At 61.5% G+C, this 15,574-nt stretch carries 12 protein-coding genes; 5 read left to right on the forward strand and 7 right to left on the reverse strand.

Going from position 1 to position 15,574, the window contains the following annotated elements; translation table 11 throughout:
- Nucleotide 1 precedes the first annotated feature (1 nt).
- Genes trbK-alt through trbB form a run of 6 tightly spaced genes read right to left on the reverse strand, consistent with a single transcriptional unit; the run spans nucleotide 2 to nucleotide 5,128 of the window.
- On the reverse strand, nucleotides 2-328 hold the full coding sequence (gene trbK-alt, locus ASS64_RS14945; protein ID WP_067696274.1) for a putative entry exclusion protein TrbK-alt: 327 nt from the start codon (nucleotides 326-328) through the stop codon (nucleotides 2-4).
- A 6-nt stretch (nucleotides 329-334) separates the two neighbouring features.
- Nucleotides 335-1,081: a P-type conjugative transfer protein TrbJ gene (trbJ, locus tag ASS64_RS14950; protein WP_369815379.1), complete on the reverse strand. Its 747-nt coding sequence runs from the start codon at nucleotides 1,079-1,081 to the stop codon at nucleotides 335-337.
- Complete coding sequence (trbE, locus tag ASS64_RS14955; RefSeq protein ID WP_067696277.1) at nucleotides 1,078-3,540, reverse strand: conjugal transfer protein TrbE; 2,463 nt, start codon at nucleotides 3,538-3,540, stop codon at nucleotides 1,078-1,080. The genes trbJ and trbE overlap by 4 nt, the downstream gene beginning before the upstream one ends.
- Before the next feature lie 3 nt (nucleotides 3,541-3,543).
- Nucleotides 3,544-3,819 (reverse strand): VirB3 family type IV secretion system protein, encoded by a 276-nt coding sequence (locus ASS64_RS14960; RefSeq protein WP_066558458.1) that lies wholly within the window; start codon nucleotides 3,817-3,819, stop codon nucleotides 3,544-3,546.
- The gene (locus ASS64_RS14965; RefSeq protein WP_202389126.1) at nucleotides 3,819-4,139 is read right to left on the reverse strand and encodes a TrbC/VirB2 family protein; all 321 of its coding nucleotides are present in this window, start codon (nucleotides 4,137-4,139) and stop codon (nucleotides 3,819-3,821) included. Before ASS64_RS14965 ends, ASS64_RS14960 begins: the two co-directional genes overlap by 1 nt.
- An 8-nt stretch (nucleotides 4,140-4,147) precedes the next feature.
- Nucleotides 4,148-5,128: a P-type conjugative transfer ATPase TrbB gene (trbB, locus tag ASS64_RS14970; RefSeq protein WP_067696280.1), complete on the reverse strand. Its 981-nt coding sequence runs from the start codon at nucleotides 5,126-5,128 to the stop codon at nucleotides 4,148-4,150.
- Here trbB and ASS64_RS14975 point away from each other — a divergent pair.
- From ASS64_RS14975 to ASS64_RS14995, 5 genes are all read left to right on the forward strand, one after another.
- Complete coding sequence (locus tag ASS64_RS14975) at nucleotides 5,127-6,527, forward strand: cysteine desulfurase family protein (protein ID WP_198147734.1); 1,401 nt, start codon at nucleotides 5,127-5,129, stop codon at nucleotides 6,525-6,527. The two genes, trbB and ASS64_RS14975, sit on opposite strands and share 2 nt — an antisense overlap.
- A gap of 70 nt (nucleotides 6,528-6,597) precedes the next feature.
- Nucleotides 6,598-7,554, forward strand: coding sequence for a DUF4007 family protein (locus ASS64_RS14980; RefSeq protein ID WP_066558474.1), 957 nt, complete (start codon nucleotides 6,598-6,600; stop codon nucleotides 7,552-7,554).
- Complete coding sequence (locus ASS64_RS14985; RefSeq protein ID WP_067696286.1) at nucleotides 7,551-10,919, forward strand: hypothetical protein; 3,369 nt, start codon at nucleotides 7,551-7,553, stop codon at nucleotides 10,917-10,919. The genes ASS64_RS14980 and ASS64_RS14985 overlap by 4 nt, the downstream gene beginning before the upstream one ends.
- A complete protein-coding gene (locus ASS64_RS14990; protein WP_083508409.1) occupies nucleotides 10,916-11,755 on the forward strand; it encodes a phosphoadenosine phosphosulfate reductase family protein in 840 nt (279 codons plus the stop codon). Before ASS64_RS14985 ends, ASS64_RS14990 begins: the two co-directional genes overlap by 4 nt.
- Before the next feature lie 186 nt (nucleotides 11,756-11,941).
- Nucleotides 11,942-14,269: a DUF262 domain-containing protein gene (locus tag ASS64_RS14995; RefSeq protein ID WP_067696288.1), complete on the forward strand. Its 2,328-nt coding sequence runs from the start codon at nucleotides 11,942-11,944 to the stop codon at nucleotides 14,267-14,269.
- A gap of 192 nt (nucleotides 14,270-14,461) precedes the next feature.
- On the opposite strand, the gene ASS64_RS15000 is transcribed toward ASS64_RS14995, so the two are convergent.
- Nucleotides 14,462-15,538, reverse strand: coding sequence for a PepSY domain-containing protein (locus ASS64_RS15000; RefSeq protein WP_067696290.1), 1,077 nt, complete (start codon nucleotides 15,536-15,538; stop codon nucleotides 14,462-14,464).
- Between the last annotated feature and the right edge of the window lie 36 nt (nucleotides 15,539-15,574).

Raw genomic sequence — 15,574 nt, forward strand, 5'->3', positions numbered from 1 at the left:
GTCAGTTCTCCCTTCGCGCTTCACTGGGCAAGGACTCAGGCAGCGCCTTGTCGCCGATCCCCGAATAAGCCTCGGGGTGATCGACGCCAAAGAAGCGGCGGCGCTTCTCGGCCCAGGCGGCGCGGCAATCGGGCGAGGACAGCGCCAGTTCGCCGATTTGAGCGCAAACCCTCAGCTGTGCCGGCAGCGGATCGCCGTCGGGCACCCATATGCGCCGGTCGGCTTGCCGCACCGGCGCGGGCTCCTCGCGCAGCTGGACGATCGTCGTCGCGATGGCGAGACCGACGAACACAGCGGCACCGGTGCGCGCGAGGAGCTTGGTGTCCATCGCGGATCAGTCCGATCCGCCGGGCAGATAGCGCGGACGAATAGCGAGAAACCGCCCCAACTGCTCGCGCGCCTGTGCCTTGGCCGCCGCGCGTTCGGCGGCATCGAGCGCCTGCGCCCTGCCAGTAGCGGCGATCGTGGCGGTCAGGTCGGCCAGCTGGCGGGCCTGCAATGCCAGCAGCTGGTTGCCAGCCTGTGCTGCCTGCAAGGCGCCCGTGGCGGACTGGCTTGCGGAAACGAGGCTGCCGAGCGCATCGCGCGAACCTTCGATATTGGCAACCGTGCCCGCCTGGACCTTGAGGGCATCTTCGAAGGCCGCCACGCTGTTTTGCCAGCGCGCCTCGGCGCCTTCGACCATCGCCCGCTGCGAGGCACCGAGCGGTACGTTCTTGTAATGCTGGTCGAAAGCGCCCTCGATGGTGCGGACATCGTAGGCGATGCGCTGGGCTTCGTTCAGCAGTTGCTGGGTCTGCCGGATCTGGTCCTGCAGGGGCTGCACGATCGTCAGCGGCAGGCTCTGAAGGTTCTTCGCCTCGTTGATGAGCGACGTCGCCTGGTTCTGCAGCATGCGGATCTGGTTGTTGATCTGCTCAAGCGTGCGCGCGGCAGTCAGCACGTTTTGCGCGTAATTGGACGGATCGTAAACGATCCCGCCGAACTGGGCGTGTGCAGGCGTTGATACCAAGGTGCTCGTACTCGCCAAGGCGAGCGCGGTGCCCATGGCCATGCTGCGGACGATTTTTCGAGAGGTCACTTCAGGTCTCCTTCTGGTGGGTTTGGGGGGTCGGAAGAGTGCGCATCGCTGCCGAGCAATTCGGCGGCCCAGTGGAGGCCGCGATACCTCAGCCAGTGGACGGCAAAGCCGCTCCGACCATGCTTTTCGATGATGCGGGACATAGCGAGCTGGTCGCTCTTGGAAGAAGCGGCGGCAAAGGCGAGCGCCACTTCGCCAAGGCCAAGTTCGAACAGGCGATTGCCGCGAGAGGACTGACAGTAATAATCGCGCTTGGCCGTTGCCCGGCTGAGGATTTCAATCTGGCGGTCGTTCAGTCCGAAGCGGCGATAGATACCCAAAATCTGGGGTTCGACCGCCCGGTCATTGGGCAGGAAAATGCGCGTCGGACAGCTTTCGATAATCGCCGGCGCGATCGCCGAGGTCTCGATATCGGCAAGGCTTTGAGTGGCGAAAACGACGCTCGCATTCTTCTTGCGCAGGGTCTTGAGCCATTCGCGCAGCTGCGCGGCGAAGGCCGGACTGTCGAGCACCAGCCAGCCTTCGTCGATAATAATGAGTGTGGGCGAGCCGTCGAGGCGACCTCCGATACTGTGAAACAGATATGACAGCACGGCGGGCGCAGCCGCCGATCCGGTCAGCCCTTCGGTCTCGAACGCCTGGAAACTCGCTTCGCCCAGCCGTTCGCTTTCGGCATCGAGGAGCCGTCCGAACGGCCCACCGACGCAGTAGGGGGCAAGCGCCTGCTTCAATGCCTGCGATTGCAAAAGGACAGCAAGTCCGGTGAGCGTGCGCTCAGCGACCGGGGCGCTCGCCAGCGAGCTCAGCGCCGACCACAGATGATCCTTGGTCTCCGGATCGATTGCGACACCCTCCGCAGCGAGGATCGCCTGGAGCCATTCCGAGGCCCAGTTCCGCTCCGCCGGCTCATCGATCCGCGCCAGCGGTTGCAGCAGGACTGCCTCGTCGCTGTCCTCGGACAGACTCGATCCCAGATCCTGCCAATCGCCGCCGCAGGCGAGCGCCGCCGCACGGATCGAGCCGCCGAAATCGAAAGCGAAAATTTGCGACCCGGCATAGCGGCGAAACTGCAGCGCCATCATTGCCAGCAAGACCGATTTGCCCGCCCCGGTCGGACCGACGACGAGGCTGTGTCCGACATCGCCGACATGAAGCGAAAATCGGAACGGGGTCGAGCCTTCGGTCTTGGCGTAAAACAACGGCGGCGCGTCAAAATGCGTATCGCTTTCCGGTCCGGCCCAGACGGCCGAAAGCGGCATCATATGCGCAAGGTTCAGCGTCGAGATCGGGGGCTGGCGAACATTGGCGTAGACATGGCCGGGCAGCGATCCGAGCCAGGCCTCGATCGCATTCATGCCTTCGGTCACGCAGGTAAAATCGCGTCCCTGGATGACCTTCTCGACCAGCCGCAGCTTCTCGGCGGCAAGCGCTGGCTCTTCGTCCCACACCGTAACGGTCGCGGTGACCAGCGCGAGCCCGACATGGTCGGCGCCCAGCTCCTGTAGAGCGGCATCGGCATCCTCGGCCTTGTTGGCTGCATCGTTGTCGACCAGCACCGAAGCCTCGTTGGTCATCACTTCCTTGAGGATCGCGGCGACCGATTTGCGCTTGGCGAACCACTGGCGGCGGATTTTCGAAAGCAGCTTCGTCGCGTCGCTCTTGTCGAGCATGATCGCCCGCGTCGACCAGCGATAGGCGAAGCCCTGCGCATTGAGTTCATCGAGCAGCCCGGGGAAGGTCGCGCTAGGAAAGCCGATCACGGTCAGCGTCCGCAGATGGGCCGTACCCAGGCGCGGTTCGAGACCGCCGGTCAGCGGCTCGTCGGCAAGCAGCGCATCGAGATGCATCGGGGTTTCGGGAACGCGTACATCGTGCATCCGCGTCGAGATGCAGCTGTGAAGATAACTCAGTGTCTCGCCATCATCGAGCCATTGGACCTCTGGGAAGAACCCTTCGAACAGGCGCAGCAGCCGGTCGGTCCGATCGGCGAAGCCCTCGAGAAGCTCGCGCGGATCCACGCCCCTCTCGGCCTTGCCTTCGTAGAGCAAGCTTTCAGCCCGCGCGGCATCCTCGGCAGGAGGCATCCACAGGACGGTCAGATAATAGCGGCTCTCGAAATGTGTGCCCTCCTCTGCGAACTGCGCGGCGCGCTCTCGTTCGACCAGTGCCGAGGCCGGATCGGGAAAGGCGCAGACGGGATAATCCAGTGCCGGACGGCGCACCGCCTCGACGAAGAGAGCCCAGCCAGACCCGAGCCTGCGCAGAGCACTGTTCAAGCGCGCCGTCATTGCAACCAGTTCGGCAGGGGTCGCGCTGTCGAGATCCGGCCCGCGAAAGCGAGACGTGCGCTGGAAGCTGCCGTCCTTGTTGAGCACGACGCCGGGGGCGACGAGCGCCGCCCATGGCAGGAAGTCCGCAAGCCGGTCGGCCTTGTTCCGATATTCGCGCAAGCTCAGCATGGCTCAGACCTGCAGATGCGCGGGGAACCGCAGATGCCGCCGCGCGACATCGACGAATTGAGGATCGTGCCGGGCGGCCCAGACCGCGACCATGTGGCCGAGCGCGAAAAACGCGACGCCTGCGATCCACAGCTGCAGACCCAGTCCGATCGCACCCGCCAGCGTCGCGTTGGCGATGGCAAGTCCGCGCGGCGCACCGCCGAGCAGGATATGCTCGGTCAGCGCCCGGTGGACAGGGACGGCAAAGCCGTTCGGCAGAGAAGATTGACCGCTATCCATCACACCAGTGCTCCGCCGCCGAAGGAGAAGAACGAAAGGAAGAAAGAGGACGCGGCAAAGGCGATCGAAAGCCCGAAGACGATCTGGATCAGGCGCCGGAAACCTCCCGAGGTATCCCCGAAAGCAAGTGCCAGCCCGGTGGCGATGATGATGATCACCGCGACGATCTTAGCGACCGGGCCCTGGATGGATTCGAGGATCGCCTGGAGCGGCGCTTCCCACGGCATCGACGAGCCGGCGGCATGGGCGGGCGCCGCAAATGCCAGCGCAATGACGCTGCCAACGATCAAAGCGGACAGGCGCGGGTGCGCTCGCGACAAGATATGGGTCACGAATGGTCTCCTGTTGTGGATGGAAGGGGTGCGAGGACGTATTCGCCGGCGGCATCGAGTCCGCGCACCTCGGCGAGTTCGGCAAGGCGCCGGCCGGTGCCGTCGCGTACGAGCACGGCGATGATATCGATGGTCTCGGCGATCAGCGCGCGCGGCACGGTGACCACGCTTTCCTGGATAAGCTGTTCAAGCCGCCGCAGCGTACCAAGCGCCGAGCCGGCGTGAAGCGTGCCGATCCCACCCGGATGACCGGTGCCCCAGGCCTTGAGCAGATCGAGCGCTTCTGCACCGCGTACTTCACCAATGGGAATGCGGTCGGGCCGCAGACGCAGCGCGGACCGGACAAGATCGGACAGGGTCGCAACGCCCTCCTTGGTCCGCAGCGACACCAGATTGGGCGCTGCGCATTGCAGCTCCAGCGTATCCTCGATCAGGACGACACGGTCGGACGTGGACGCGACCTCGGCGAGCAACGCATTGGTGAGCGTCGTCTTGCCGGTCGAGGTGCCACCGACGACCAGAATGTTCTTCTTCGCAGCGACCGCACCGGCAAGCGCTTCCGCCTGCCATTTGCTCATGATCCCGGTCCTCACGTAATCGGCCAGCGCGAACACCGCGATAGCTGGTTTGCGGATGGCGAAGCTCGGGGCGGCAACCACCGGGGGCAGCAGACCTTCGAAGCGCTCGCCGCCTTCCGGCAGTTCGGCGGACACACGCGGTACGCTTGCATGAACCTCGGCGCCGACATGATGGGCAACCAGCCGGATGATGCGCTCACCATCGGCTGCACTCATCAGACATTCGGTCGCCGCGAGACCCTCGCCCAATCGGTCGACCCAGAGACGCCCATCGGGGTTGAGCATGACTTCGATGACATCGGGCTCGTCGAGCCAGCGAGCGATGTCGCCGCCAAGCGCAGTGCGCAGCATGCGCGCACCGCGCGATGAGATTTCGGACCGAAGGGGGATAACGCTCATGGACTGCCTCGGATGCGGCAACCGACCACCGGCTGCATTCGCGAGGCAGATCAAAAAGACATTACTTTGCCCTCGGGCAACAGGGATCTGCAATCAGCGTAGAAGGGCGAAGAATAAGAAAGAAAGGACAAGATTGAATCGGGAGGGCGTCGCATTCAGGCTCGAACGCCGCGCGATCGTGGTTGCTTTGGCTGGCCAGGTTTGGTCTTATCGGTGCAACGATTTCAATAAAGGTTGTTCCTTGCGCAGACCCGGTCCCGCCTATCTCGATTTCATGGCCTCAACTCCGGTCGATCCCTCGGTGATCGATGCGATGACGGACGCGATGAGCCATGACTGGGGCAATCCGCATTCGGATCACGCGCATGGTCTGCAAGCCTCGAAAATTGTCGAACGATCGCGCGAAGCGCTCGCGGCGCTGCTCGGTGCCGGGGAGGACGAAATCCTCTTCACCAGCGGAGCAACCGAGGCGAACAACCTCGCCATCAAAGGTGTCATGAGCTCAGCCGAACGACGCGGAAACCATCTGTTGGTGTCGTCGATCGAGCACAAATGCGTGCTGGAAGCCGCCGGTTCGCTCATGAAAAGCGGGATCGAGGTCACCGAAATCCGACCAGGGTCAGATGGCCGCATTCGCGCAGAAGCCATCGCGCAGGCTCTAAGGCCCGACACGGCGCTCGTATCGGTCATGCACGCCAACAACGAGACGGGCGTCATTCAACCCGTGCGCGAGATTGCCGAAATCTGTCATCGCCAGGGTGTCCTGTTTCACACAGACGCGGCGCAGACCGTCGGAAAGATCGATGTCGATTTCACTTATATCGGTGCCGATCTGCTGAGTTTCTCCGGTCACAAGTTCTACGGTCCCAAAGGGATCGGCGGGCTTGCCGTGTCGCGCGCCGCGAGGTTGCGGCTCGTTCCGCAGCTTGATGGCGGTGGACAGCAGCCTCTCGGACGCAGCGGCACGGTGCCGGTTCCGCTTTGTGCCGGGCTTGCAGCGGCGGCGCGGCTTTACGAGCGCCACGGCCAGTCGGCACGCACACATATTCAATCATTACAAAGACTTTTCGAAGATCGGGTCACCAGGAAGGGATGTCCTTTCACTATCAATCCGCATGCCGAGCGCATCCCGGGTTGCACAAGCCTCAGGGCCGAGGGAGTGAATGCGGAAGACATCCTCTTGCATGCCCGCGGCGAACTATCGGCATCGACAGGCTCAGCCTGCAACTCAGGCAGCATCGAGCCGTCTTACGTCCTGTTGGCGCAAGGGCTTTCCTTTGACGAGGCTTCGTCGTCCGTTCGCATCGGGATTGGCCGAACCACTTCCGAGGCGGACATTGACCGTGCCGTCACTGCGCTCTTGGCTGCGTACGAGAAAGCCTACCGCGCCGCTGCCTGAAGCCTAAAACTTCGTACAAGAGGCGCGGGCAGGGTTGCCAACTGGGGGAAATCCCCAGTAGGAACAAATCATGCTCAGAGGACCCCTTGGACAGCCCGGCGTCAAGACGCGCTTCGCGGGACATGAAACCTTCCCGCTGAGGCGGCTGTGGCTGCGCAAGGCTTACGATGCCGTCTGCGAGGATTCGGAAGCTCCGGCCCCCAATACCTTCGACAAGGACGAAGGGATCATCCGGTTCGGGGTCGGCAAGAATATGGTTGCGGCGATCAAGCATTGGGCGCTCGCGTGCCGAATCATTGAAGAAGACCCGGAGAGGGGTGTCGGTGCCTTGAAGGCAACGCCCTTCGGAGATCTCATCTTTGACCGCGATTCAGGTCTCGATCCGTTCATGGAAAGCCTCGCGACCACATGGCTGCTCCATTGGCAGATCGCCAGCAATTTCGAGCGCGCCACGACGTGGTATTATGCGTTCAACCATCTGAATGCACATGGGTTCGACCGCGACGGCATTGCCGAGCCGATCCGCCTGCTGTGTGCCCAACTCGACCGGTCGCGGGCCTCCTCCACAACGATCAAGCGCGACGTGGAATGCTTTGTCAGATCCTATGTCGCCAAGGTCGGCGCGGGCGCGGTTGACGATCAGGTGGAAACCGTACTTGGCGAACTTGGCCTTATGCGCGAAGTGTCATCGCGATCGTTCGCTTTCCGCCATGGGCCCAAGCCCGGCTTGCCCGACGGTATCTTCCTTTTTGCGCTTGCAGATTTCTGGGCGAGGCGTGCGCCCGAGCAAGCAACGCTCGCCATCGATACGCTGGTATACGAGCCCGGATCGCCGGGGCGGATCTTCAAGCTAGACGAGGATGCGCTGATCGACCGGCTTGTCGATATCGAAAGGGTCGCCAAGGGCGCCTTTCTGTGGACCGACAGCGCAGGTGTGCGCGCGATTGCCAGGCGGGGAGAAGGCCTGCCTGATCCGGCCTCCTTCATCGCCAGCGCCTATCCGCACACCAAGGCGCTCGCGGCATGACGCAGGCCTATCTCTCAGACCATGTTTCGGTCGCCCCGCGCTACCAAAGATCGATCAGGATCGATGCCGATTTTGGCCAGGCCGATCCCCTCTCCGGTTATGTACTTCAAGGATCGGCGCGCGATGCGTTGACCACCACGCTCCGCCTCGCGACAAACGGCCAGGGCGCGTTCACCTGGACGGGCCCTTACGGCGGCGGCAAGTCGAGCCTCGCGCTTGCGCTTGCCTCCTACTCGCTCGGGCGCGGGCCCGCCTACAGGGAAGCGAAGCAACTGCTTGGCGATGTGCCCGAAGTGGCCGACGTTTTCGGGCGTGCGCCCAAAGACTGGCTCTGCGTGCCGGTGAGCGGTCGGCGGGGCAACCCGGTGGAGGACCTGCGCGAAGCGCTCGCATCCGCAATCGCTGGCGAGCCGGGCCACGCTCGGACCAAGCGGTCCAGGATGGAAGCCGCTGACGGGCGCGATATCGTCGAGCGGCTGCAACGCGAGGTTGAAGCGCGCGCCAAGGGCGGGGTTCTCGTCATTGTCGACGAACTGGGCAAATATCTGGAAGGTGCTGCCGATCACGCCGTCGACATCCATTTCTTTCAGGATCTCGCAGAGGCGGCCAATCGCAGCGAGGGAAGACTTATCGTTGTGGGCGTGCTGCACCAGGCTTTCGAGCGCTATGCGGATCGCCTCGGACAAAGCGTCCAGGACGAATGGCGCAAGGTTCAGGGCCGCTTTGCGGATGTCCCGATCATTACGGCGGTCGACGAGGTCATCGAATTGGTCGGTCGTGCCGTCACGACAGAGCGTTCGCACTCTCAGTCGCATCCAATTGCCGCTATTGTAGCCAGCGAGATTGCCGAGCGGCGACCAGGCGTGCCCAAGGATCTTGCGGAAAGGCTCGACGATTGCTGGCCTCTCAACCCTGCGGCGGCAGCGCTGCTTGGGCCGATCACCCGGCGGCGCTTCAGCCAGAACGAACGCAGCCTGTTCGGTTTTCTTGCCTCGGCGGAACCCAGCGGCTTCACCGAATTCCTTCAGCGAACGACACTCGCCTCGGGAAGAACGTTCGGACCGGCAGAACTGTGGGACTATCTTCAGGTCAATCTGGAGCCGGCGATCATGGCTTCGCCCGACGGCCATCGCTGGGCACAGGCCGCAGAGGCGATAGCGAGAGCGGGCCGCGACGGTACCCACCTGCGCTTGCAGATTGCGAAGACCGTGGCGGTCATCGATCTGTTCAGCAATGGATCGGGACTGGCAGCCTCGCCCCGGACGATTGCGGCAAGCCTCGGTCATTCCGATGCGGACGTCGAAGAGCAGCTTGCCGATCTCGTGAAGATTTCGGCGCTGGTCTACCGTCGCCATCTCGGCGCCTATGCAATCTATGCCGGCAGCGATTTCGACATCGAGGGCGAAATCGAGGCCCGCATCGCCGAACGCGGGCGGCTCGAGATAGCGTCGCTGAACGATCTCGCCTCGCTGCAGCCGATTCTGGCCAAGCGGCATTACGCCGAATACGGCACCCCGCGCTGGTTCGACGCACAAATCGGCGAACTGGCGCCGCAAGGGCTTGGTCCGAAAGACGTTCGGATTACAGCCGGGGCTGCTGGCAAGTTCCTGCTGCTTCTGCCTGGGATCGACGTCGATCCCGACCAAGCGGAGGCGAGTCTGATCGAAGTCTCGCGCACGGAGCATCGGCACGGTCTGCCCGTAATTGTCGGTCTTGCATCGAACAGTGCGGACATTCGCAAAACAGCGATCGAGCTCGAAGCCGCGCGCGACGTGCGCAACGAAAGCCCCGAATTGGCCGGAGATGCAGCCGCCAGGCGCGAGATCGATGCCCGCATTGCCCATTTGTCCGCGCAGCTGGAAGGTCTCCTGAGAGAGGGTTTCGAGCGCGCGCACTGGTTCGACACTGGTAAGCCGCTCGATTTGCAGTCGCTTTCCTATGGCCTGTCGCAAGCAGCAAGCGATATCGCCCGGCGGACTTTCCGGCAGGCTCCGATCGTGCATTCCGAACTCATCAATCGTCGGCGGCCTTCGAGCAATTCCAATGCGGCGTTGCGAGCCCTGTTGCATGCTATTGTAGTGGGCCGCGGCGAGCAGCACTTCGGGATCAAGGGCTATCCGGCCGAGAAGGGCCTAGCGGTTACCGTTCTGGAACGCGCGGGTCTCTATGTCCGGCAAGGCGAGCGGTGGGACTTCGTTCCGCCCGGCGAAACCAGCACGTTCGCCCCTCTCTGGTCGCTAACCGATGGCCTGCTCGAAGCCGGCGAGCAGGTTGGTGTTGCCGACATCTACCGGGCTTGGGGCGAGCCGCCTTACGGCGTGCAGCAAGGCGTGATGCCCCTATTGCTCGTGACCTATCTTTTCTCGCGCCGTCACAGCACTGCGATCTATGCGAAAGAGGCCTTCCAGCCGGCAATATCCGATCTGGTCATGGATCTTCTGCTGCAGGACCCCGACCATATTGCGCTGAGATCGGTTCCGACCGATGCCGCGAATGCGGTCGCGCTGAAGGAGTTTGCAGCCGTCGCGAGCGAATTCGTCGAAGAGGCGCCGTCGGAGGAGCCGCTCGAGATAGCACAGGCGCTCGTGCAGTTTGCGTACAGCCTTCCCAACTGGTCGCGCAAGGCGCAAGCCACGCTCTCCAAGCAAGCAATCGATGTGCGTCGCTTGTTGCTAGATGCGGACGATCCCTACCAGCTCCTCTTCGTCGACATCCCCGAAGCGCTCGAGGCTTCGGGCGAAGGCACCGCACCTGCGCTGCGCACGGTCCTGAGCGAACTTGATCACGCTTACCCAGACATGATCGAGGATCTGAAAACCCGGATGCTGGAGGGCCTGAAACACCGCGATGCAGGAAATCTCTCCGAGTTGGTGGAACGAGCCAAGCGAATAGCGGGTCACGGGGGAGACGACCTCAAGCTTCGAGGCTTCATCACGAGGCTGGCCGAGTTCGATGGGTCGACGGAAAGCATGGCGGAAATTTGCGGTCTCGTGATGGGTAAGCCGGTGACGACGTGGCACGATCTCGAGCCGAGTCGGGCGGCGATGCAGCTGTCGGAATACGCCTACCGGTTCCGCCGCGTGGAACTGTTCGGCGACAGCGACCAGCAACCGACCCAGACCGCGGTGATGGTGATGGCGGGTGTCGGGTCGACCGAACGAAGCGTCGTCCGCAGAGCACAGATTGCAACCGAGGCGCAGAAGCGCCTCGGGCCACTCCTCGACGAGATTGGCAAGACGCTCGACGCCGCCCGGCTCGAGCCCGATATGGTGCTCGCTGTGATTGCGGAGCTCGCACAGCGTCATATCGAGGATGACGGCGAGCGCGATGTCACTGTGCCCATTAGCGCGGAGAAGGAAGCGTGACCGGCGAGGCGATGCATGTCCTGGGTCTGTCCGGCGGACGAGACAGCGCTGCCCTCGCGGTCTGGATGCGCGATCACCGTCCGGACATCGATGTGCGGTATTTCTTCACTGACACCGGCAAGGAGCTGCCCGAGGTCTACGATTATCTTGGCCGCCTTGAGGGCTTCCTTGGCAAGACCATTGAGATGCTCAACCCTGGTCGGGATTTCGATTTTTGGCTAGCCGAATACGGCCACTTCCTGCCTTCCCCGCGTACCCGCTGGTGCACCCGGCAGCTCAAGATTCAGCCGTTCCAGAAGTGGCTCAAACCGCATCTCGACGCAGGCGTAGAGGTTCATTCCTATGTCGCGATCCGGGCCGACGAGCCAAGCCGCTCGGGAATGATCGCAACCCACCCCAACATGCACGTCCATTTCCCCTTGAGGGAGGCCGGCCTCGACAAGGCTTCGGTTATTGGTCTGCTGGAAAACTCCGGGCTCGGCCTACCGGATTACTATCGCTGGCGCTCTCGCAGCGGTTGCACATTCTGCTTTTACCAGCAGAAGATCGAATGGGTGCGGCTGATGCGCGAGCACCCGGACGCCTTCGAAGAAGCCAAGCGCTACGAGAAATCAGCCATCGAGCACGGTTCACCGTTCACCTGGACCCAGAACGAAAGTCTCGAAGAACTGGCGCGGCCGGAGCGGGTTGCCGAGATCGAGCGCAATCATGAAGAGCGCAAGGCACAGGCGCTCGCTCGCAGAATGCCAAATCCGCTGCGAGCACGGATCACCGATGAGACGGTGGAACAGATGCTGGCCGAGGAGGACAGCGGCTGCCTCGTCTGCCATAAATAGCCATTCGCCATCTTTCTCCTCAAGGAAGGCGCGAAACCGCACCCAGTATATGCCTCGGAGTGTCCCGGGTCCGAGAATTCTTATATCACAATTCTGTTGCCTCTTGCCCGAGCATGCTTTTCTTACCAGCCGAAATATCGCTAGGTAATCAAAGCACATGGACACAACCGCTGGGGGTAGGGTCTCTTGACCATCGATGTAGAAAAGGCCTTTCGGGCAAATCCAAGAAGCGTCTTACAATTCCTGCAAGTCCCGGGGCAGGGTTGCTACATTCCCGCCTATCAACGGGAATACCGGTGGGACAAAGAAAACGTCAATCGACTGTTCGAGGATGCGCTTCACGGCCTGAGTCTGCTTCCTGAGCGAGAGGAAACGATCAGCTTCCTCGGTACGATCATCGCGATCCACGACACGCAGTATGTGACCGTGAAGCCGCATTTCCGGAACGAGATGCCACGGCCGGTGATGACGATCATCGACGGCCAGCAGCGCATCTCGACGTTCATTCTGCTCTTTGTTTCAATTCACAATCTTCTGGCGACCTGCCTGCCCTCGGTCGAGAAAGATGACGAAGAAGGCAGCGCCTGGCTGCTTGAAGAAATTCAAAAGATGATGGCGGAACTTCGCGACTGTTTCATCCTCGACAAACGCAGCGGAAAGGCGCTCAACAGGTACTATCCACGTCTCATCAGATCGTTCGACGATGTGTGGTCTTCAAAACCGGAAGCCCGGTATTCGAGCGCGATCGCCCGCCTGATTTGGGACTACCTCAAGCATATCGAGAACGAGGAGACCGAGGCCAAGCAATTTCGTCCGAGCGAGCCCGATGGCGAAAAAGCTTCGACGCACAAGAATGTGGCCGCCGTCTTCCGGCATATGAACAAACGCCTTCGCGACCTTGTGCAACCGCAGGAGGAGATGCCGAGCCTGATCGAGCAGGCGCTCAAAGCCGGATTCGGCGAAGCGCTCTTTGGTTTCGAAGTCCCATCCGAAGTCGCCGAAAGGCTCCGCAAGGATGACGAGACGACCACGGGCAAGCGTTTCCGGCTTGCCTTTGCCGCGATCATTTTTGCTCACTATTTGCAAAGGCGAATGGCCTTCACAGTTGTCGAAAGCGAAGGCGAAGATGACGCTTTCGATATGTTCGAGGCTCTCAATACGACCGGCGAACCGCTCACCGCCTTCGAAACCTTTCGGCCCCGGGTGATCGACGCGGAAGGGCTAGAGGATTATCAATCCACCCCTTCGCACGCGGACATGCTGCGGACCGAGAAATACGTCGATCGCTACGCCAAGGACGCGAGCAAGCTGCAGCGCACGACCTCCGAACTTCTTGTCGCTTTCGCGCTCGCAGAAACGGGCCAGAAGCTGGGTAAGAAGCTCAACGAGCAACGGCGTTACTTGCGCGCACAATACGGCGATCCGGACGACAAGACCCGGACGGAATTCCGGCGGGGCTTCGTAAAGCGTTTGGGCGATGTGTCCGATCTCATGTCGACTTCGTGGGATCCTGCAGAAACCCTTAATCCCAGCTTCGGCGGCCTCTCGAACATCGACGAGCCGGCGAAGGTCGCGTTCGAGTTTCTGCGTGGACTTAAGCATACGGTCACGATTCCACCGCTCAGCAGATTTTTCGGGGCCGCATTATCCGCCGATCCGGAAGAGCGCCTTCAGAAATCGGTGGCCTTTGCCGATGCAATCAAGGCGAGCGCTGCCTTCACTGCGATCTGGCGCGGAGCATTCGGCACGACGTCGGGCATCGATGCGGTGTATCGCGATGTCATGCTTTCCGGCGACGGGCAGGCTGCCCTTGCGGCACGGCCCTTCTCAGGAAACCCATCCACCAAACGCAAGAGCGCGCTCGACATCGCACTTTACAAACGCGTCCTGTGCGATGCGCTGGAAAAGGCCGGCATTTCGGAGAAAGGGAGCTGGTCCGGTAAAGTCGAAACGAGCCTGTTAGCCAAGCACGCGACCGAGGTTGCGAAATTCCTTCTGATAGCTTCGGCGCACGACGTAGAACCCGACCTCAAGAATCCGGGTTTGGTCGTATCCGGCCGGAAAGGTGTTCATCCAACCTTGACGCTTGATGCCTGGAACCTGCTTTCGCCCATGCAAGTCGAGCACATCGCTCCACAGCAAGGGGCTAGCACTGACTGGCCCGCTGACCTCTACGACGAACGAGAGCTGTTCCAGACTCTGGGCAACCTCACGCTGCTGCATCGCGACCACAACATAGTGGTGTCAAATCATCCCCAACCGAAAAAGATGGCAAGCTACCGCGCCTTGGCATCGAGAACGCCCGAAGCGTTCGAGGCCGCGCGCGAAGAAGCCAGAAAGTTGGGGTATGACTTGCCCGAAAGATCGGAAGCGATCCTCGCCGAAGCAACCCACGCGAGATTGTTGATTCCGCTCGTCGAATGTCCGTCCGACTGGGACGGGGAATTTGTGCGTCAACGCTCGCGCAGGCTGGCGGAAATTGCATGGGATCGCTTACGGCCGTGGCTAGATTGAGGGACTCGAACGGCGAGCTGTTCGGTCAGCGCGCTAAGTCGGCGCCATGAGTCAGGCGCGGCCGTCTCTTTTTACCCTCTAAAAAAACGGATATTTGCAAAAATGGCACAAATGGGGCCTGTTGCAAATCGCCCGGAATCAGCGTGAGAGCTGCTCAAAGCGGACGCGGACTTCAAATAACGCTAGCAAGAGCTAATTCGCCGCCTTTGCCGGGCGCAGGACATTCGGCGGACGACTGGTGAATTTACCGATCCAGAAAGACCAGCTCGCGAAGAGACCGAGCAGTACGAGAGCCAAGCCTGCGAAGGTCATTGCAATCCGCCACAGGAAGCCACCAACCTTGGCGGCGTGTATCGGGTAGAACTTCTCGACAATGGCATAAGCCGTGTCACGCAACGCCGGATCATCTTTGGCAACGACGGTTCCAGTATCTGGCGCGACCCATGCATAGCTTCGACCGTTAGGCGTCCACTCAAAGTCCTGTCGAAACCGAATGGCAATCGGTTCGCCTGACGCTGCAGGCATCATCAATCGACGGGCTGCAGCCGAGGGATAGACCGATTGCGCATTGGCAAGCACAACGGCCCAATCGGTACTTTCGCTGATCGGTGCGAGGTCCGTCGGGAGTTCGGGTGTGACATCGGCAGTCGCGATCGGTGAGAGCAACTCGGAAGAGATCGCCGGGAACACCATCATTGTGCCCGTGGCAGCTGCGATAAGCAGCAAGGGCGATGCCACCACGCCCATATCCCGATGATGCCTGACGATTGCACTAGCCGTGTAGCGCGCCGGCCATAGGCGGAACCTAAAGGTCTTTCTGGTACGCCACCATAGGATCGCCCCAGTGATGGTGAACGCCAGCAACAGGAGCCCCAGAACTCCGGTAATGGTTTTTCCAACTTCTCCCAACAGCAGGTAGTGATGCAATTCGAACAACCACAGTTCGGGGCGCTCCCAAATTCCCGACCAGCGTTCGATAACAGTCCCATCCTGTGCGATGTACGCGCCGCTGCCGTCCGAATAGATTGCCTGGTGTAATCCGATCTCCTCGCCGGCAAAAGTAATCCGCGACAGCCCGGGTGCGGTCTGAATTGCAACTTCAATCGCTTTGGCTAGTTCGGCAGGGCTGCTGGCCGGTGCGTCGTTGGCACCGTCCAACAGGATCCAGTTGTCTTCCCAAAGAAGAGCGGTGCCGGACAGTCCGATCACAGCGAGCACCACGCCGACAAAGCCGCCTGTCCAGCGGTGCAGGAGCGAGAGAAGTTTCATCTAATCAACCGAAAGGGAAGGTAGCTCATCCAGAGT

Origin of the sequence: Erythrobacter sp. AP23, assembly GCF_001542855.1 — a bacterium.
Lineage (GTDB): Bacteria > Pseudomonadota > Alphaproteobacteria > Sphingomonadales > Sphingomonadaceae > Qipengyuania.

Bases quoted from the DNA above. Each gene is read 5' to 3' on its own strand.
- trbK-alt (WP_067696274.1), bottom strand. From the start codon at position 328: ATGGACACCAAGCTCCTCGCGCGCACCGGTGCCGCTGTGTTCGTCGGT.
- trbE (WP_067696277.1), bottom strand. From the start codon at position 3,540: ATGCTGAGCTTGCGCGAATATCGGAACAAGGCCGACCGGCTTGCGGAC.
- ASS64_RS14960 (WP_066558458.1), bottom strand. From the start codon at position 3,819: ATGGATAGCGGTCAATCTTCTCTGCCGAACGGCTTTGCCGTCCCTGTC.
- ASS64_RS14975 (WP_198147734.1), top strand. From the start codon at position 5,127: ATGGACTGCCTCGGATGCGGCAACCGACCACCGGCTGCATTCGCGAGG.
- trbB (WP_067696280.1), bottom strand. From the start codon at position 5,128: ATGAGCGTTATCCCCCTTCGGTCCGAAATCTCATCGCGCGGTGCGCGC.
- ASS64_RS14980 (WP_066558474.1), top strand. From the start codon at position 6,598: ATGCTCAGAGGACCCCTTGGACAGCCCGGCGTCAAGACGCGCTTCGCG.
- ASS64_RS14985 (WP_067696286.1), top strand. From the start codon at position 7,551: ATGACGCAGGCCTATCTCTCAGACCATGTTTCGGTCGCCCCGCGCTAC.
- ASS64_RS15000 (WP_067696290.1), bottom strand. From the start codon at position 15,538: ATGAAACTTCTCTCGCTCCTGCACCGCTGGACAGGCGGCTTTGTCGGC.